At 71.5% G+C, this 16,881-nt stretch carries 18 protein-coding genes; 9 read left to right on the top strand and 9 right to left on the bottom strand.

All coding sequences use genetic code 11. From position 1 onward, the window contains the following. Positions 1–6: 6 nt before the first annotated feature. Together Aiant_RS46385 and adhE are read left to right on the top strand one after the other, a co-directional pair. Complete coding sequence (locus Aiant_RS46385) at positions 7–348, top strand: hypothetical protein (RefSeq protein ID WP_229831235.1); 342 nt, start codon at positions 7–9, stop codon at positions 346–348. Between the two features lie 119 nt (positions 349–467). Next, a complete protein-coding gene (gene adhE / locus Aiant_RS44285; RefSeq protein ID WP_229831237.1) occupies positions 468–3,053 on the top strand; it encodes a bifunctional acetaldehyde-CoA/alcohol dehydrogenase in 2,586 nt (861 codons plus the stop codon). An 8-nt stretch (positions 3,054–3,061) separates the two neighbouring features. Here the strand turns inward: adhE and Aiant_RS44280 are convergent, their stop codons facing one another. The 5 genes from Aiant_RS44280 to Aiant_RS44260 all read right to left on the bottom strand — a co-directional run bounded on the left by Aiant_RS44280 (position 3,062) and on the right by Aiant_RS44260 (position 6,632). Next, the gene (locus tag Aiant_RS44280) at positions 3,062–3,331 is read right to left on the bottom strand and encodes a GlsB/YeaQ/YmgE family stress response membrane protein (protein ID WP_189335525.1); all 270 of its coding nucleotides are present in this window, start codon (positions 3,329–3,331) and stop codon (positions 3,062–3,064) included. Between the two features lie 110 nt (positions 3,332–3,441). Beyond that, on the bottom strand, positions 3,442–4,338 hold the full coding sequence (locus Aiant_RS44275; RefSeq protein WP_189335526.1) for an NADP-dependent oxidoreductase: 897 nt from the start codon (positions 4,336–4,338) through the stop codon (positions 3,442–3,444). Positions 4,339–4,416: 78 nt separating this feature from the next. Then, a complete protein-coding gene (locus Aiant_RS44270; protein WP_189335527.1) occupies positions 4,417–5,250 on the bottom strand; it encodes a helix-turn-helix transcriptional regulator in 834 nt (277 codons plus the stop codon). 192 nt (positions 5,251–5,442) lie between these two features. Continuing rightward, positions 5,443–6,120: a DUF4389 domain-containing protein gene (locus Aiant_RS44265; RefSeq protein WP_189335528.1), complete on the bottom strand. Its 678-nt coding sequence runs from the start codon at positions 6,118–6,120 to the stop codon at positions 5,443–5,445. 164 nt (positions 6,121–6,284) lie between these two features. After that, the gene (locus tag Aiant_RS44260) at positions 6,285–6,632 is read right to left on the bottom strand and encodes a nuclear transport factor 2 family protein (RefSeq protein ID WP_189335529.1); all 348 of its coding nucleotides are present in this window, start codon (positions 6,630–6,632) and stop codon (positions 6,285–6,287) included. 52 nt (positions 6,633–6,684) lie between these two features. On the opposite strand from Aiant_RS44260, the gene Aiant_RS44255 reads away from it, so the two are divergent. Further along, positions 6,685–7,242 (top strand): hypothetical protein, encoded by a 558-nt coding sequence (locus tag Aiant_RS44255; protein ID WP_212846844.1) that lies wholly within the window; start codon positions 6,685–6,687, stop codon positions 7,240–7,242. Here the strand turns inward: Aiant_RS44255 and Aiant_RS44250 are convergent. Together Aiant_RS44250 and Aiant_RS44245 are read right to left on the bottom strand one after the other, a co-directional pair. Beyond that, positions 7,197–8,072, bottom strand: a complete 876-nt coding sequence (locus Aiant_RS44250) for an ATP-grasp domain-containing protein (protein WP_189335543.1) — start codon at positions 8,070–8,072, stop codon at positions 7,197–7,199. The genes Aiant_RS44255 and Aiant_RS44250 overlap by 46 nt on opposite strands. A 189-nt stretch (positions 8,073–8,261) precedes the next feature. Next, entirely contained in the window at positions 8,262–9,725 is a 1,464-nt protein-coding gene (locus Aiant_RS44245; RefSeq protein WP_212846531.1) for an NF041680 family putative transposase, read from the bottom strand. A 216-nt stretch (positions 9,726–9,941) separates the two neighbouring features. Between Aiant_RS44245 and Aiant_RS44240 the strand changes: the two genes are divergently transcribed. The 4 genes from Aiant_RS44240 to Aiant_RS44225 all read left to right on the top strand — a co-directional run bounded on the left by Aiant_RS44240 (position 9,942) and on the right by Aiant_RS44225 (position 13,882). Continuing rightward, the gene (locus Aiant_RS44240; protein ID WP_189330604.1) at positions 9,942–10,916 is read left to right on the top strand and encodes an efflux RND transporter periplasmic adaptor subunit; all 975 of its coding nucleotides are present in this window, start codon (positions 9,942–9,944) and stop codon (positions 10,914–10,916) included. After that, on the top strand, positions 10,913–11,602 hold the full coding sequence (locus Aiant_RS44235) for an ABC transporter ATP-binding protein (protein ID WP_189330603.1): 690 nt from the start codon (positions 10,913–10,915) through the stop codon (positions 11,600–11,602). The genes Aiant_RS44240 and Aiant_RS44235 overlap by 4 nt, the downstream gene beginning before the upstream one ends. Continuing rightward, positions 11,602–12,885, top strand: coding sequence for an ABC transporter permease (locus Aiant_RS44230; RefSeq protein ID WP_229830031.1), 1,284 nt, complete (start codon positions 11,602–11,604; stop codon positions 12,883–12,885). The genes Aiant_RS44235 and Aiant_RS44230 overlap by 1 nt, the downstream gene beginning before the upstream one ends. A gap of 325 nt (positions 12,886–13,210) precedes the next feature. Further along, on the top strand, positions 13,211–13,882 hold the full coding sequence (locus Aiant_RS44225) for a hypothetical protein (RefSeq protein WP_189330601.1): 672 nt from the start codon (positions 13,211–13,213) through the stop codon (positions 13,880–13,882). A 51-nt stretch (positions 13,883–13,933) separates the two neighbouring features. Here Aiant_RS44225 and Aiant_RS44220 read toward each other — a convergent pair whose 3' ends face one another. Beyond that, on the bottom strand, positions 13,934–14,080 hold the full coding sequence (locus Aiant_RS44220) for a hypothetical protein (RefSeq protein WP_189330600.1): 147 nt from the start codon (positions 14,078–14,080) through the stop codon (positions 13,934–13,936). Positions 14,081–14,105: 25 nt separating this feature from the next. Here Aiant_RS44220 and Aiant_RS44215 point away from each other — a divergent pair, with 25 nt between their 5' ends. Next, the gene (locus tag Aiant_RS44215) at positions 14,106–14,663 is read left to right on the top strand and encodes a CGNR zinc finger domain-containing protein (RefSeq protein WP_189330599.1); all 558 of its coding nucleotides are present in this window, start codon (positions 14,106–14,108) and stop codon (positions 14,661–14,663) included. On the opposite strand, the gene Aiant_RS44210 is transcribed toward Aiant_RS44215, so the two are convergent. Then, positions 14,641–15,504 (bottom strand): hypothetical protein, encoded by an 864-nt coding sequence (locus Aiant_RS44210; protein WP_189330598.1) that lies wholly within the window; start codon positions 15,502–15,504, stop codon positions 14,641–14,643. The genes Aiant_RS44215 and Aiant_RS44210 overlap by 23 nt on opposite strands. A gap of 50 nt (positions 15,505–15,554) precedes the next feature. Here Aiant_RS44210 and Aiant_RS44205 point away from each other — a divergent pair, with 50 nt between their 5' ends. Beyond that, the gene (locus Aiant_RS44205) at positions 15,555–16,640 is read left to right on the top strand and encodes a helix-turn-helix domain-containing protein (protein ID WP_189330597.1); all 1,086 of its coding nucleotides are present in this window, start codon (positions 15,555–15,557) and stop codon (positions 16,638–16,640) included. The last annotated feature ends 241 nt before the right edge of the window (positions 16,641–16,881 follow it).

Raw genomic sequence — 16,881 nt, 5'->3', positions numbered from 1 at the left:
CGGGCCATGATTCGACGCCAGGTCGCGTCCCGGTTCTGGACGTCGTCGAAGGAGGCCGAGGTCATGCTCTTCCTGGTCCTGTTCACGATGGCCGTGCTGTTCGCGGTCGCGCTCGCCAGATGGCCGGCCCTCGGCGGACCGAAACTGACGAACAGCGCCGCCTCCCCGCCGGCCGGCGACCCGCCTACCCGGGCGACCACTCTCGAAGGCGCACTGACCGCCCAACTCGTCCGTGGCGAGATCAACCGCGCGCAGTACCAGCGTGCCCTGGAACGGCTCGCCGCCCGGGAGGCGGAGAAGCATCCGCTGTCCGCGCCCGAGAAGGGCGACCCCAGCGCGGGGGCGTGAGTCACGAGTTCGTCGTGATCGGGCCGTTCGCAACCGGCCGTCCGGGACCTGTGGCCCTGTCTGCCGGGTACTCAGTGGATCAGGCTGGAGGTGTCCGACCACGAGTGAAGGAGACGGCCGTGACCGTTCAGCCCACCGATGTCACGATCGAGGTGGACGCCCTGGTGACCGCCGCTCTCAAGGCGCTCGCCGAGTACGACGGCTTCGACCAGGAGAAGATCGACTACATCGTCAAGAAGGCCTCGGTCGCGGCCCTCGACCGGCATGCGGCGCTCGCCCAGCTGGCCGTGGAGGAGACCGGCCGGGGTGTCTTCGAGGACAAGGCGGTCAAGAACATCTTCGCCTGCGAGCACGTCACGCACAGCATGGCGAAGCTGCGCACGGTCGGCGTGATCAGCCACGACGAGATCAGCGGGATCACCGAGATCGCCGACCCGGTCGGCGTGGTCGCCGGCATCACCCCGGTCACCAACCCCACGTCGACGACCGTCTTCAAGGCGCTGATCGCGCTGAAGACCCGCAACCCGATCGTCTTCGCCTTCCACCCGGCCGCCCAGCGGTGCAGCGCCGAGGCCGCCCGGATCGTGCGGGACGCCGCGGTCGCCGCGGGCGCGCCGGAGAACTGCGTGCAGTGGATCGAGCACCCGTCGGTCGAGGCCACCACGGCGCTCATGCACCACCCGGGGGTCGCGACGATCCTGGCCACCGGCGGCAACGCCATGGTCCGCGCGGCGTACTCGGCCGGTAAGCCCGCCCTGGGCGTCGGCGCCGGCAACGTGCCGGCCTACATCGAGGCCACCGCGAAGCTGTCCCGCGCGGTCAACGACATCGTGCTCTCGAAGTCCTTCGACAACGGCATGATCTGCGCGTCCGAGCAGGCCGCGATCATCGACGACGAGATCTACGGCGCGGCGCTGGACGAGTTCCGCGGCCTGCGCGCCCACGTCGCCACGGCCGACGAGAAGCGCCTGCTGGAGGAGTACATCTTCGGGGCCGGTGGCCTCAACCCGAAGGTGGTGGGACAGCCGGCGGCCTGGATCGCCGAGCAGGCGGGGTTCACCGTCCCGCCCCAGACCTCGATCATCCTGGCCGAGGTGGGCGAGATCGGGCCCCGCGAGCCGCTGACCCGGGAGAAGCTCTGCCCGGTCCTGGCGGTGCTGCGGGTGCACTCCCGCGAGGAGGGGCTGCGCGCCGCGCTCCAGATGGTGGAGTTCCACGGACTCGGCCACAGCGCCGTGATCCACACTGCGGACGAACAGCTGGTCATCGAGTTCGGCCGGCGGGTCAAGGCGGTACGGGTGATCTGGAACTCGCCGGCCTCGCAGGGCGGCATCGGCGACATGTACAACGCGTTCCTGCCCTCGCTGACCCTCGGCTGCGGCAGTTACGGGCACAACTCGGTGTCCAACAACGTGTCGGCGGCCAACCTGATCAACGTGAAGCGGATCGGCCGGCGGACCAACAACCTCCAGTGGTTCAAGGTGCCGTCGAAGATCTACTTCGAGCCGCACGCGATCCGGTACCTCAGCGACATGCCGGACGTGCGGCGGGTCACCGTGGTCACCGACGAGACGATGACCCGGCTCGGATTCGTCGAGCGCATCGACCGGGTGCTCCAGAGCCGGCCGAACCGGGTGGTCCTCCAGATCATCGACGACGTGGAGCCGGAGCCCCGGATGACCACCGTCGAACGTGGCGCGGAGCTGATGCGCTCGTTCCACCCGGACACCATCATCGCGCTCGGCGGCGGCTCGGCGATGGACGCCGCCAAGGTGATGTGGCTCAAGTACGAGCACCCGGAGGTTGACTTCGACGACATGCGGGAGAAGTTCTTCGACATCCGCAAGCGGGCGTTCACCTTCCCGACGCTGGGGGAGAAGGCCAGCCTGGTCTGCATCCCGACCACCTCCGGGACCGGTGCCGAGGTGACCCCGTTCGCGGTGATCACCGACCACCGGACCGGCAAGAAGTACCCGCTCGCCGACTACGCGCTCACCCCGACCGTGGCGATCGTCGACCCGGCGCTGACCGCGAGCCTGCCCCGGGTGATCGCCGCGGACAGCGGGTTCGACGCGCTCACCCACGCGATCGAGGCGTACGTGTCGGTGTACGCCAACGACTTCACCGACGGCCTGGCGCTGCACGCCATCCGGCTGATCTTCGCCAACCTGGAGAAGTCGGTGGTGCACGGCGACAGCGAGGCCCGGGAGCGGATGCACAACGCCGGCACCATCGCCGGGATGGCGTTCGGCAGCGCCTTCCTCGGGATCGTGCACGCCATGTCGCACACGCTCGGCGCCACCTTCCACGTCGCGCACGGCCGGACGAACGCGGTCCTGCTCCCGCACGTCATCCGCTACAACGGCACCACCCCGTCGAAGCTCTCTGGCTGGCCCAAGTACGAGAACTACCGGGCGCCGCAGCGCTTCGCCGACATCGCGGCGATGCTGGGGCTGCCGGCGACGACCCCGGCCGAGGCGGTCGAGGCCCTCGCGGCGGCGGTGGAGACGCTGCGGACGGCGGTGGGGATCGAGTCGTCGTTCGCGGAACTCGGTGTGGACGAGAAGGCGTTTCTAGCGGCGCTGCCGCAGCAGGCCCTCAACGCGTACGAGGACCAGTGCGCCCCGGCCAACCCGCGGATGCCGATGCTCGGCGACATGCAGGAGTTGATGCGCGCCGCGTATTACCGGACCGAGTGCCCGTAGCGGACCGGTCAGTAGTGGCGTCGTCCCCGGACCCCGGCCACGAGGGCGACGCCGACCGCGGCGAGGCCCACCTGGAGGGCGAGCTCGATCCAGTCGATGCCGCGGGTGTCGGCCACGCCGATGGCGGCGGCGAGGAACGTGCCGAGCAGGGCGGCGACCACGCCGATGAGCAGGGTGAGCCAGATCGGGATGTTCTGCTTGCCGGGGACCACGAGCCGGCCGAGCGCTCCGATGATCAGGCCGATGATGATCGCGGTGAGGAATCCGGTGATTTCCACGTTTCCGCTCCTTGAGGTAACGGCGCCGGTGGTGCATCAGGAACCTCGATGAAGCGTCGCATCACGCCGCCGCCCCGGGCAAGGACGGCCCGTCCCTGCCCGGGGGAGCGTCAGGCGGTGGGCGCGACGACGACCGTCTTGCCGGGCAGCTCGCCGGCGGCGGCCTGGGCGTGCACGGCCGGCAGCTCCGCGAGCGGGACCCGCTGGGCCACGTCGACCCGCAACTCGCCGGAGTCGACCAGCGCGACCAGTCCCGCCAGCTGACCGGCGTCGCTGCTGACGAACAGGTCGATGCCGCGGACGCCGCGCTGTTCGTCGCTGGGCGCCGGCATCCACACCGTGGTGTTGACCAGCACCCCGCCCGGACGGATCAGGTCGAGCAGCGCCGCCAGCTGAGCCGGGTCGATCGGCGCCAGGTTGAGCACCACGTCCACCGGATCGGTGACCTGGTCCAGCGTCGTGCCACCGCGGCGCGGGCCGGTCACGGCGATCACGTCTGCCCCGGCGTTTGCGGCCAGCTGCGCGGCCAACCCGCCGACCGCCCCGCCGGCGCCGTTGATCAGGATCCGCTGCCCGCGGGTGAGCTTCGCGTGGTCGAACAGCGCCTGCCACGCGGTGAGCCCGACGATCGGCAGCGCGGCCGCGTCGACCAGCGGGATCGTGGTGGGCGCCGGCGCGAGAATCCCGGCCGGGGCCAGCACGTATTCTGCGGCCGCGCCGTCGCCGGTCATCGGCAGGAACCCGACGACCCGGTCACCGACCTGGAACCCGGTGACGTCCGCGCCCAGCTCCGCGACCGTGCCGGACACGTCGATGCCGGGCGTGTGCGGCAGCGCCACCGGGATCGGCCCCTGCATGAAACCGGCGCGGATGTTGCCGTCGACGCCGTTGAACGAGGTCGCGGCGACCCGGATCAGCACCTGGCCGGCGCCGGGGACGGGCTGCTCCACGTCCTCGTAGCGCAGGACGGCCGGGTCGCCGTACTCGTGGAAACGCACTGCCTTCATCGGAATCCTCTTCCTTCGGTCTTCGTCGGCGCTGCCAGCGTCGCGCGACCCCGGAATCGGAGGAAGGGCGAAGACAACCTAGGACAGAATGTCCGAGGATGAGCGCAGGTCCCGCAGCTTCGCCTCGCTCGGCGAGCCCGGCGTCGCCAGGAAGACCAGCAACTCCTGGCCCTCGTCGGGGTCCAGCAGCCGCCGGCCGTACAGCTCCAGCTCGCCCAGCTCCGGGTGCCGATAGCGTTTGAGGTCGTGGTGGTGGGTGACGTCCACCTCGTGCAGCCGCCAGACCTCGGCGAACTCGGGGCTGACCGCCAGCAGCGCCTCGATGATCTCGCCGGCCGTGCCGGTCGGGTCGGCCGTGTACGCCGCCCGGATGTCCACCGTGAAGACCCGTCCCCGCAGCGCATGGTCCTCGGGCGGATAGAGCGCCCGCTGCCGCGGATCGGTGAACCAGCGGTAGACCAGGTATCGGGCCATGCCGGTGAACCGGGTGTAGTCGCCGAACAGGGCGACCGCCTTCGGCGTCTGCAGCAGGGCCTCGCCGAACCGGGAGAACACGATCGCCGGGGTGTCCGGGAGCCGCTCGACGATGTGCCGCATGGTGAGGCTGGCCCGCTCGTCGCGCTGCACCCGCCGGGGCGCCGAGTGCCCGCTGAGGGCGAACAGGTGCTCCTTTTCGCTCGGGCTCAGGTGCAGCGCCCGCGCCAGCGCGCCGATCATCTGCTCGGACGGCATCGGGCCGCGCTGCTGCTCGATCCGGCTGTAGTAGTCGGTGGACATGCCGGCCAGCGCCGCGAGCTCCTCCCGGCGCAGCCCACCGGTACGACGCCGGGAGCCTCGGGGGAGCCCGACGTCCTCCGGTTGCAGCTTCTCCCGGCGCGCCCGGAGGAAGTCCGCCAGCAGTGCTCGGTCCATCGCTGTCGCTGTCCTTCAGCCGGTCCGGCGCGAGGCTCGATGGAGCAGCAGCGGGGCGGTGCCCTCAATCACTCCATGATCTTACGTGGAGCGCCGTAGAGAGTGGAGCGCCGTAGAGAGTGTGCCGGCGTCCGAGCCGGACCCCCAGCACGACCAGGCCGACCGCCACCAGGGCGGTGGGTCAGCGGCGGGCTAGTAGTGCGGAGCGGCGGGCGGCCCCGAGGGTTCCGCCGGGGGTTCCATCCCGCCCTGGTCCAGCCGGAACGGCGGGTATCGCGGGGTGAGCAGCGTCAGATACGCCATCACCCGCAACTGCCACCGCGCGATCCCGACCAGCAGGTCGTGCAGCCCGTCCAGGAACCGGCCGGTGAACAGCAGCGCCAGCCCGAGGATCAGCACCGCGGCGCCCAGCACGCTCATCGAGGTGCGATAACCCTCCGGAGTGTTCCAGGTCACCGCGGACGTCAGCGCGCCGAGCAGGATCAGGTGCGGCAGCGCGAACAGCCACGCCAGCAGCGGCAGCCACCGGGGGATGTGCTCCGGCTCGGCGACCGCGAACCGGGCCGGGTAGTCCGGCACGTCGGCCAGGGTGAACGGCGGGTACCGGTCGGTGCCCAGCGCCTCGTAGCCGTAGTAGCCGACCCGCCAGGTCCAGCGCAGCACGCCGATGGTGTAGGTGCGCAGCGCCGGGGGATAGCGGCCGGTGAACAGGATCGCCAGGTACGCCACCAGGGTGACCACCAGCAGGCCGATCCAGAGCACCGCCAGGACGATGAAGTGCGGGATCAGCAGGAGCCACTTGACCAGCCAGAGCCAGCGGCTCAGCGACGCGTCCCGATGCGCGTCGACGCGTACGGGGTAGTCGTTCATCACTCCTCCCAAAGGGGTTTTCCTCAGCACAACCCCGCACAGCGAGATCAGGGCAGGGCCGAACGGCCTGCCCGGCGTCGGAACATCGGGTCGTTCGGCCCTGAACCGTCTACGCCGTCAGCGCCGAGGAGGCCGCCATCCAGTTCGGTACGCCACCAAGGTCGTCATCGTCCCGGGCGCGGCCTGGCCATCGATGTTGTCACCGTCAGCTCCACGACCTGCCCGTCCAAGTAGCGCAGCGTCAGCGTCCCACTGCCCCCACGAGACCAGGCGAAGTCCACGACGTCCCGCTCACCGTCGGCCCGCACGCCCGCGATCCCGATCGTGTCGTCCGGCGGCTCCGCCGCGTAGGCTGCCGCGATCGCCTCCCGGCCCCGCCGCGGTCCGGCCGGCACCCCGACGAACCTCATCACCGCGTCCGGGTGCAGAGCCTCGACGAACGGCGACCAGTCCCCGCTGGTCACCGCGTTGTTGAACCGCTCAACGTGCGCTTGCGCCAAGCCCTCCGGCATGCCCGACACGGTACGCCGCCCGCCCGGTTCCGGGTGTGGCATGCTTCCGCGCATGTCGATCGACGACGGGCGGCCGCTGTACTGGGCTCCAGTGCCCCACGTCGACGCCGTTCCCGACCGGCCCCGGTTCGGCGGCGTGTTCGCGGAGCGGAACTGGCGCAACGTCCCCGGCCCGTTCTACGCCGCCGGCACCGACAACTGCTGGGTCGGCCGCGCGCACGCCCCGCGCCACATCCTCTACGGCGGCGACGGCGGCCACGACTCGGAGTTCCTCTACCGCCAGCCCCGGACCCTCGACGAGTTGCGCCTGGTCCTGCGCGGCATGGCCGACGACCCCACGATCGGCTGGGCCCGCGACGGCGACGCCCACTGGACGCCGTCGTCGGTCCGCGCCTGGTGGGACGACCGCTCTCGCCTGCGTGAATGGCTGACCGCCAAGCACCGCGCGTTCGCGGAGTCCGACCGCGGCCAGGAGCGCGAGGCCGCCACCGGCCTCCGCGACTATCTCACCTACCTGGACGGCGACCTCGCCCGCCACCTCCAGGCCTACGTCTTCTTCCTCGATCAGGGCGTGGCGCCGTCCTCCCGCGACCGCCTGCCGTCCCTGTGAAGCGCGGCGATCAACTCCTCCGCCGGAGTGCTCCGCGGCCGATCGCTGACCTGCCCGTCGCCGATTTCGACCAGGCGCCACTCGCGGTCGCCCCGCCGGGCCAGGTCGGCGGTGGCGAAAGGCAGGTTCACCGTACGCATGAGCCCCGCGAACACCGTCACGTCCAGATCGGCCGGTGGCTGCTCCCCGGGCGTATCCGGATGTGCCGTGACCAGCCGGCACTCGCCGCCGGCCCACCAGGTCCGCACCTCCGCCCCGATGAAGTCCTCGAAGCGCCGCAGCACGAACCCACCTGTGAACTCGTCGTCCCGCAACTCCCGGAACCGGCTCGCCACCCGCCAGGCGGCCTCGACGTCCGCGATGTCCGGGATGTACGCCGCCTCGTCCCAGTAGTGCTTCATCGACTTGGTGTAGTCGCGCAGCACCGCCGCCCCGGACCCCAGCCCCGCACACGCCGCGGCGAAGTCCTCCCGGCCGTCCCCGGTGGTCCACACCGACTCCGGCGTGTGCCCGGCCGCCGCCGCGTACCACCCGGGCAGCTCGTGCGCCCGCCGATACCGCGACGGTCCGGTCCGTAGCGTGACCCCGCGCCGCTCCAGCGCCGCGGCCATCGCCTGGTAGTGCGACGCCCGCAGCATCCACCCGCGATAGACCGCGTCCGCGCCGCCCGGCACCCGGGCCACCGCCTCGTCCGCCGAGTCCCCGCGGGTCAGGGCATCGTGGTCGATCACGGCGACCTCGATCCCGGCCTGCCGGGCAGCCGCGGCCTCGTCGGCGAAGTGCTCGTCGGGGCGGCGCGGCCGCAGGACGTCTTTGGGAACCAGCAGCATCACGCCGCGAGACTAAGGCCTGTTTCATAACCCGACCGGGGCTGCGGCGTGGCCAGGAGCGCGCCTGGCAGCGTCCGCGATTTGCCCGCATACAACACCGGTATGCGGGCAAATCGCGGCCGTTGCCAGCCACACTCCTGACCTCGCCTCGCACTCGGCCGGGTTATGAAACAGGCCTTAGCTTGAGTTTTAACCGGTGCGGCGTGGTCTGGGTCTGCTCGAGATTCTCTTCGTCTTGTCGCTTGGGCTGGTGTTTGGGCTGGTGACGATGTGGACGTCGTGGCGGGTGGCCGGCTGGTTGTTGCGGCGGCCGGGTGGGCGTCCGGGGCCTGGCCGGGAGGGTTTCGGTGCAGCAGTAGGACTGCCGGTCCTGCTGTGCAGGTTCCGAAACCCGCGCCGGACGCGGGCGGGCGTGAGCCGTTCGGCAGGCATGGGTCGTTCCCAGGGGCGGCGTAGGTCGCTGACCGCTGCTCGGGCGAGTCGCAGTTGGGTGTAGGCCGCCAGCACGAGCCAGGCCCAGCGGTCGGCGGCCTCGGGGTCGCGTAGTTTTGGGCGGGTCCAGCCGAGGGTCTGTTTGAGCATGCGGAAGGTGTGCTCGATGTCGAACCTGCGGAGGAATGCCTGCCAGGCCAGGTTGACTTCGTGGCTGTCGGCGGTGGGGTGGGACCACCAGAGCCAGACCGGTTTCGGGTTGCCGCCGGACGGCAGTTGTTCGACGCTCAGTCTGATGACGGTGCCCTCGATGATCGGTAGCTGCCCGTTTTGGCTGATCCAGGCGGTGCGGTGAGTCAGACGCGGATGCAGCCGGTGCCAGGCTCGGGCGGTCGCGGCGCCGTAGAGGCGGGTGTCGGTCGTGGTAGCCGCGTCGGGCTCGCCCCAGCTGGCAGGGTCGCCGAAGAGGAACTCGCCGCCGTGGCGGGGCGGACGGCCGGTCGTGCCTGGCGTCCGGGCTGGTGCGGGCCGGCGCAGGACTCGGTCGGAGCGCATCCTGACCAGGATCTGCACGGGCAGGTCGGTGAGCAGGAACGCCAGTCGGGGTCCGTCGTAGCCGGCGTCGGCGACGATCCAGATGTCGGGGTCGCCGGGCTGCCAGTGTCCGGCGGCGATGAGCCGTTCGACCACGTCGCGGAGTTGCCCGGCGGTGATCGTGGCAGTGTCGTCGCCGGGTGCCAGGCGGCGGGCGTCCAGGGGTGCGGTCCACGAGCTGCGGCCGGTCTCCAGGGCGGTGACCAGTGAGTATGGCCAGCCCGGGACCATGATGTGGGTGTCCTTGCCGCGGCCGTAGGTGTGGCAGAGCACCCGTTGCGGGCTGGTGTGGGCCTCGGGTCGCAGCCAGCAGGTCACGTCCACGGCCAGGACGATCCGTCCGTCAGCGGCTCTCGGGACGGTGACCGAGGCCAAGGCGGTCCGTAGCCGGTCGACGTCGATACGGCCGCGGCTCAGGGCCGCGTACAGCGAACCATGACTGCGCCGATGTTCACCGGTCAGTGACAGCTCGGGCAGCGAGATCACCGGGCCGTCCCCGCACAACAGCGCGTCCACCAGCTCGAACAAAGCATCCGGACGGCGGCTCAGGCAGCGGTGGAACTCCTGCCTAAACGCGGTCAGCTGCCCGACCGCGTCAGCCGGAACAGCGTCGTGCACACTGATCAACAGACAGCCCTTGATTCGGTTTTCTTCCCTAGACAAGAAGATCATCAATCAAGGGCTGTCTCCATGATCAGCCAGGGTCGATACCGCCAGGCCGCACGTTAAAACTCAAGTTAGCCGCAGAGGTCGCTTCGCCGGTTTCTTGGAGTTGACGGCGTCCGGTACCCTTCGCCCCGCAATTGATCACATCGACGACGGGGGATCCGGGTGAAGGCGAGCATGCCTGTCCGGCTGAGCGTGGTGTTGCTGGGGTTCGTGGTCGCCGGCTGCACGTCGGGCGGCGAGGAAGCCGCCACGCCCGAGCTGGCCGACCGGGGCACGGTGCTGACCACCGTCCAGCCCACCCGCCAGGACCTGAGCAACCAGGTCAGCCTCTCCGGCAAGGTGACCATCAACCCGGTCTTCGGGATCGTCGCGCCGACCGACGGCGAGCTGCGCTGGGTCGTGCGGGTGCCGTCGAAGACCCCGGTGAGCAGCCCGGAGTGGGTGGCCAGCGTCTGGCACGACGGGTTCCCGCGCCGGGTGGAGATCCCCAAGGGCGCGACCTTCGCGGGCCGGCTGATGGAGGACCACGCCGACGTCGCCAAGGGGATGCCGGTGGTGTCCGCGCAGCACTCCGGGTACGGGATCGTCGCGGACATCGGCAGTGATCAGGCGTACCGGATCTCCGGCGCGGTCAAGACCGTCCAGGCGCAGATCAAGAACGGTCCGGGGCCGTTCAAGTGCAAGACGCTCGGCACCATCGCCGCCCTGCCGGCCGGCACCGTGCCCGAGCCGGCCGCCACCAGCGCCTCCCCGACCCCGAACGCGTCCGCCCCGGCCGCCCCGGTCGAGGGCGACCCGGGCGCCGGCAGCAGCGGCGGCTCCGAGCCGACCGGCATGCGCCTGGTCTGCGTGCCCCCGGCGAGCGTCAAGCTGATCAACGGCGCCGACGTCACCCTCGAGGTGGTCACCGATCGCGCGTCGAACGTGTTGGTGCTGCCGGTCGAGGCGGTCGCCGGCTCGCAGGGCAAGGGCAAGGTCGACATCGTCACCGGCGAGGACCACACCCGCAAGACGGTGGACGTGGTGCTCGGCCTGACCGACGGCAAGGTCGTCGAGATCAAGAAGGGCCTCAAGGGCGACGAGACCATCGCGGTGCCGGGTCCGAACCTGCCCACCGTCGCCCCGACCGGCGCGGGCCCCGTCGGATGAGCGAGCTGATCGAACTCACCGGCATCTCCAAGGTGCTCAAGGGTCAGGAGCAGCCGCGGACCATCCTCGACGGCGTCGACCTGACCGTGCGGGCGGGGGAGAGCGTCGCCATCGTCGGCCGCTCCGGCTCCGGCAAGAGCACCCTGCTCAGCGTCCTGGGCCTGTTCGACCGCCCGGACTCCGGCACCTACGCGCTCAACGGCCGGGACATCAGCCGGCTGCCCGAGCGGCACGCCGCCAAGCTGCGCAGCTCGCACTTCGGCTTCGTGTTCCAGCGGTTCTTCCTGCTCAAGCACCTGACCGCGGCGCAGAACGTGGCGATGGCCCTGATCAACGGCCAGGGCTGGCTGTCCCGCCGGGAACGCCGTACCCGGGTGATGAACGCCCTCGACCAGGTCGGCATCGCCCACCTGGCGAAAAACCGGCCGGCCAAGATGTCCGGCGGCGAGCAGCAGCGGGTGGCGATCGCCCGCGCCCTGGTCCGGGAGCCGCAGATCCTGCTGGCCGACGAGCCGACCGGCGCCCTGGACATCGAGACCGGCACCATCGTCATCGACGCGCTGCTCGACGCGACCACCCGCGGCTGCGCGCTGATCCTGGTCACCCACGACCGGGACCACGCCGCCCGGATGGGCCGGATCGTCGACCTGGAGGCCGGCGTGCTCAGTGAGCGGGTGCCCGCGTGATGCGTCTCTCCGGCCGGCTGCGGACCGCCACGATCATCGGCATGCAGGGCATCCGGGCCCGCAAGCTGCGCACCTTCCTGTCCATGGTCAGCCTGTTCCTCGGCGTCCTCGCGGTCGTCGTGGTCCAGGCCGGTGCCGGCATCGCCGAGCGCCTCCAGCTCGCCGACGTCGAGCTGAACTCGGGCATCGACGGCACCAAGGTGCTCTACATGCCGACGGTCCCCGGGGCGAACCAGGCCGTCGTCGACACCGTGCACGGGCGGGCCGACGCGGTCGCCCTGTTCAATATGAGCGCCACGATCGGCGAGCCCGGGGTGCGGCCGATCAACGAGGGCGGGTCGCCGTTCGACCAGGACTGGGGCGGCGGATCGCAGATCTGCAACCAGAACGGGTGCTACGACCCGAATGCGGGCGCCCCCCAGGGCCAGGCGATCGAGATGCGGCTCACCGCGCTGACCGGGGACGTCCGGCCGTTCCGGCCCTACCAGCTGAAGTCCGGCCAGTGGCTCGACTTCGGCAGCGGGCCGGTGATGTCCCCGCGGCTGGTGCTCAACGAGGAGGCCGCCAAGGGCTTCGCCCGCTACCAGGTGCCGGCCGAGATGCGGGTGGCGGGCGCCACCGCGAACATGACCCCGCAGTTCATCGGCGTGGTCAAGGACGGTGACCCGTCGCCGCACGCCTACCTGCGCTTCGACGACCTCACCAACTGGGTGCCGAAGGCGTGGCTCTACGACCCGAACCAGATGGGTGACGTGCAGGTCGCGATGGCCGGCTCCACCCCGGTCGAGCCGGTCCTGATGGCCAAGCTCACCGGTCTCGGCGCGCAGGGCATCACCGCCGACACGATCAACATGCGCAAGCAGATGAAGGACGAGCTGAACCTGCTCCGCATGATCTTCCTGGCGATGGCCGGTCTGGTCCTGGTGATCGGCGCCGCCGGCGTCCTCAACGTCGGCCTCGCCACCGTCGGCGAACGCATCGAGGAGTTCGCCCTGCGCCGCGCGGTCGGCACGCCACGGGCCGTGCTGGCCGGCATCGTGCTGGCCGAGACCCTGCTCACCGGCCTGCTCACCGCCGCCCTGGCGATCGGCCTGAGCGTCGCCGGCCTCAAGGTCCTGGCGATGTTCCTCGGTTCTTCCCAGCCGTTCCTCCAGAACGTCGAGTTCCCCTGGTCGGCCGGCGTCTCCGGGATCATCGCCGGCCTGGTGGCGGGCATCCTCGGCGGCTTCATCCCGGCCCTGCGGGCCGCCCGCATCCCGATCGCCACGGTCATGCGCGCCTGACGACCGCCCTTTTTCGGTACGCCCTGAGCAAGGCCCCCGGCCCCGCGCCCACCCGCGCGGGGCCGGTCCGTTTCGTCACCCCGGCCCGGACCTGAGGCCGGACGGCGTGCCCGGCAAGCGCGGCTGGCGCGGACGTCGTATGGTTCACCGTATCCGGCCCGGCCACCACCAGCGCGAACTTCCCCCATCACCGCACCCGGGCGCGGACCACCCCCGAGCATCGCGTCCCGTTGCCGGACGCCCAACCCCCGGCGGTGCCGTCACCCACGACACCCCTTGAGCTCGCCGCACCGCGAGCCGACCGACCACTGTAGAGGGAGCATTCATGGAGATCGGTGACCTGGAACGTGCGGGAGGTGTCTTCGAGAGCGACGGTTTCGTCGACCGCGCGAACCGTTCCATGATCACCCTCTTCGACCGGCTGGACGCCCTCCCGCGCAGCGACGCCTTCTGGGCCCGGACGAACTATCGCGCCACCTGGTACAAGCTCGGCGAGTTCGCCCGGCAGTGCCTGGCCCGGGATCCCGGCGACGACGTCGCCCGCTGGACGCTGATCGCGATGTCCATGCAGACCGGGATGTACGGCGGCCTCGCTCTGCTCGCCGAGCAGCCGTCACCGTCGCCCGAGGTGGTGTCCGACCTGCTCGCCCTCAGCGAGCACGTCTGGATGGAGGTCGGCGTCCCGCCCGGCGCCGAGCTGGAGAAAGCGTTGCTGAAGGTCGGCCCGGAGCTGCTCGCGCAGGCCACCGAGCCGGCCGCCTCCGCCGCCCGCGCCTTCCTGGCCGGGCAGCCGTTCGCCAAAGCCCTCGGCCGCGACCGGTGGGAGGCGTTCGTCGACGCCCTCGCCGAGGATCGCCGCGAGAGCGCGGTCGAGCGCGCCCGGGAATACCTGCACTCCGACGACAAGGCGGTCGACGACCTGCTCGCCGCGGCCCGCTGGTGGGTCGAGTTCCGGGACACCGACGCGCGCGAGCGCCTCCAGCAGCTGCTCGGCTGACCGCGGTACGCGGCGGCCCGCGCCGCGGCCGAGCCGGACGGCTTCCGGCCGTCACGACGTGGGCACCCTGATCGCGGTGGTGGTGCGCACCCGGTCGACGACGAGGCGCCAGCGTCCACAGCAGGCACAGGACTGGTAGCGGACCAGCCCCTCACTGGTCGCATGGGTGGATCGGGTCTGCCAGGCATGTTCGTCCATGCGTCCAGCGTGGTGTAATGCCATTGTGCACATCAACCCTTACGGCGAAGATCCGGTGCGCCTGGCCCTCGACCTGGTGACCGACCCGCCCGCGACCGCGGCCGACCTGGGCCGTCGCTGCGCCGCCGCCGGCCTGGTCATCGACGTGCCCGCGAGCGACGCCGACCTCACCGAGACCGAGCGTTTCCTCGACGCCTGGCTCGGCGTCGTCGACGCCCCCGACGAGACCGCCCGCGCCGACCGGCTCAACGCGCTGCTGGCGCAGGCCGCCGCTCACCCCCGCCTCACCAACCACGCCGACGACGGCTGGCACCTGCACTATCGCGACCCCGGCCGCCCTCTCGCCGCCGCCCTGCGCGCCCTGATCAGCGTCGGCACCGCCCTGCACCTGTCCGGCCGCGGCATGCACCGCCTGGGCCGGTGCGCGGCCGCCGGATGCGACCGCCCGTTCGCCGACCTGAGCCGCACCGGCCGCCAGCGCTACTGCTCGCCGTCGTGCGCCAACCGCGACGCGGTCCGTCGTCACCGCAGCCGCGCGACGCCGGTTTCCCCCGGCAAGATCACATCTTTCGGTACGACCTGAGCGTCCGCACCGCCTGCACCGTCACGATCCCGCGCCACTCCAGCCGGGAAGCGTCGCTCGGCGGGTCCCAGGTGATCGGCCAGCCGCCGTCCGCCTGCTGCGCGGCGGCGAGGTGGTCGAGGTGCGCGTCAAGCTGGCCGTCGTCGAACAGTCGCCGCCACGGCGAGTCGGCGGTGGCGGCCACGTGCAGCGGGGTCAGTCCGTACTCGCCGGGTTTCGGCACCGGCTGGAACATCGGCGACGCCGTCATCCGCTCCAGCACCGCCGGGGCCGCCTTCTCCGCCCGCGCCCGGTCCGGCACGTGCGCGAGGAACGTCATCGCCTCGCCCAGCGCGTGCACCTCGTCGGGCAGTTCCCCGGACTCGATCACCCGCCAGCAGTAGCCGGTGGCCGCGTCCCGCCACGGGTGCGCGAAGTCCAGCCGGTGCAGCAGCCCGGCCAGCCCGGCCGTCGGGTTCAGGCCGGGCACGTAGGTCCAGTCCGTCCAGTGCGCCGCCCGCGGATAGTCCTCGATCACCGGAAACGCCAGCGGCACCGAGCCGTCGGCCGCGGCGACTCCACTGAGGTAGTCACACGCCGGCCCCAGCAGGTCCGGCGCGACGGCCCCGGCCGCGGCGAGCGCCTGGACCGCCACCTCCACGTCGATCGGCAGGCTGACCGGGCAGCGCTTGTCCGGTTCCAGGCCGTGCCCGAACCCGCCGTCCGCGTTCCGATAGCCGCGCACCACATCGACCACGCCGGTGGCGGGCGCGCCCCGGAACAGAGTGTCGAAGAGGCGGCGCTCCAGCAAACGTGCTTCAGCCTGAAGGAACCGGTCGGCGGCGAGGAACTCATCGGTCATGACACGCACGCTAGATGCGCGGACCGCCGTCCGTCTTGTATGAATCGGACATGGGCTACAAGGAGTGGGCGCCACCGGCAGCGCTGCGAAGCGTCGCCGTCTGCCTGTGGCGCAGCACGATCCCAGACGCACCGCCCTCGCCGCTGTCCGTCAAGCCTCGGCCGAGGCCGCTGCCGGAGCTGTCGCCCGAGCTGGAGTCGAAGCTGTCGTCCGAGTCTCGGTCCGGGATGGTGTCCGGACCGGAATCGGGGCTGCCGTCCGGGTCTACGTCGGCGCTGTGGTCCGGGCCGGAGTCGGCGCTGTGGTCCGGGTCTACGTCGGCGCTGTGGTCCGGGCCGGAGTCGGCGCTGTGGTCCGGGCCCGAGTCGGCTTTGTGGTCCGGGCCGGAGTCGGCTTTGTGGTCCGGGCCGGAGTCGGCGTTGTGGGCCGGGCCCGGGGAGGGGCTGCCATCCGGGCCGGACCTGGTCTCGTCCGGGTCGGCGCCGGAGCTGTCGCCCGAGCCGTGGCCGGAGCGGCGGCCGATCCTGCCGGACGGGTGTGTCGACCTGATCTGGGAGAGTGGGCGCGGGGCGTTCCTGGCCGGTCCGGACACCGGTCCGGTGCCGGACCACACGCCGGGCGGCCGCACGCTGGTCGGGGTGCGGCTGCGGCCGGGCGCGGGCGGGACGCTGCTCGGCGTACCGTTGGAACCCCTGCAGAATCTGCGCCCGGACCTGACCGACCTCCGCCCCGAAGCGGCCGCCGGGCTGCCGGGCGATCTGGCGCCGGGGGAGGCGCTGCGCCGCCTGGTGACGCTGACCGGCGTGCTGTCCGAGGAGCGCCCGCCGGACCCGGCGCTGCTGGAGGCGGTGCGCTTGCTGAGGGATCCCCGGACGCGGATCCCGGCACTCGGCGACCATCTCGGGATCGGTGACCGGCAACTGCGGCGCCGGTTCAGCGCCGCGGTCGGCTACGGCCCCAAGACGTTGCAGCGGGTGTTCCGCTTCCGCCGCTTCCTGAGCCTGCTGGGCGAGGGCACCATCGCCGACCTCGCGATCCGCGTCGGCTACACCGACCAGGCCCACCTCACTCGCGAATCAGTCGAATTCGCCGGCCTGCCCCCGGCCGCCCTCGCCCGCCGCCTGACCACCGACTGACAGCGCCTGCGGTTTGGCCGCCGAGTGGCAGCGCCTGCGGTTTGGCCGCCGAGTGGCAGCGCCTGCGGTTTGGCCGCCGAGTGGCAGCGCCTGCGGTTTGGCCGCCGAGTGGCAGCGCCTGCGGTTTGGCCGCCGAGTGGCAGCGCCTGCGGTTTGGCCGCCGAGTGGCAGCGCCTGCGGTTTGGCCGCCGAGTGACAGCGCCTGCGGTTTGACCGCCGAGTGACAGCGCCCGCGGCTTGA

Source organism: Actinoplanes ianthinogenes (genome assembly GCF_018324205.1).
In the GTDB taxonomy this organism is placed as follows: Bacteria; Actinomycetota; Actinomycetes; order Mycobacteriales; family Micromonosporaceae; genus Actinoplanes; species Actinoplanes ianthinogenes.
This window is presented reverse-complemented; position numbering and strand designations above follow the sequence as displayed.

Excerpts from the sequence above, each read along its gene's own strand:
- Aiant_RS46385 (WP_229831235.1), top strand. The coding sequence starts at position 7 with ATGATTCGACGCCAGGTCGCGTCCCGGTTCTGGACGTCGTCGAAGGAG.
- Aiant_RS44275 (WP_189335526.1), bottom strand. The coding sequence starts at position 4,338 with ATGAAGGCAGTGCGTTTCCACGAGTACGGCGACCCGGCCGTCCTGCGC.
- Aiant_RS44270 (WP_189335527.1), bottom strand. The coding sequence starts at position 5,250 with ATGGACCGAGCACTGCTGGCGGACTTCCTCCGGGCGCGCCGGGAGAAG.
- Aiant_RS44265 (WP_189335528.1), bottom strand. The coding sequence starts at position 6,120 with ATGAACGACTACCCCGTACGCGTCGACGCGCATCGGGACGCGTCGCTG.
- Aiant_RS44260 (WP_189335529.1), bottom strand. The coding sequence starts at position 6,632 with ATGCCGGAGGGCTTGGCGCAAGCGCACGTTGAGCGGTTCAACAACGCG.
- Aiant_RS44255 (WP_212846844.1), top strand. The coding sequence starts at position 6,685 with ATGTCGATCGACGACGGGCGGCCGCTGTACTGGGCTCCAGTGCCCCAC.
- Aiant_RS44250 (WP_189335543.1), bottom strand. The coding sequence starts at position 8,072 with ATGCTGCTGGTTCCCAAAGACGTCCTGCGGCCGCGCCGCCCCGACGAG.
- Aiant_RS44240 (WP_189330604.1), top strand. The coding sequence starts at position 9,942 with ATGCCTGTCCGGCTGAGCGTGGTGTTGCTGGGGTTCGTGGTCGCCGGC.
- Aiant_RS44235 (WP_189330603.1), top strand. The coding sequence starts at position 10,913 with ATGAGCGAGCTGATCGAACTCACCGGCATCTCCAAGGTGCTCAAGGGT.
- Aiant_RS44230 (WP_229830031.1), top strand. The coding sequence starts at position 11,602 with ATGCGTCTCTCCGGCCGGCTGCGGACCGCCACGATCATCGGCATGCAG.
- Aiant_RS44225 (WP_189330601.1), top strand. The coding sequence starts at position 13,211 with ATGGAGATCGGTGACCTGGAACGTGCGGGAGGTGTCTTCGAGAGCGAC.
- Aiant_RS44220 (WP_189330600.1), bottom strand. The coding sequence starts at position 14,080 with ATGGACGAACATGCCTGGCAGACCCGATCCACCCATGCGACCAGTGAG.
- Aiant_RS44210 (WP_189330598.1), bottom strand. The coding sequence starts at position 15,504 with ATGACCGATGAGTTCCTCGCCGCCGACCGGTTCCTTCAGGCTGAAGCA.
- Aiant_RS44205 (WP_189330597.1), top strand. The coding sequence starts at position 15,555 with ATGGGCTACAAGGAGTGGGCGCCACCGGCAGCGCTGCGAAGCGTCGCC.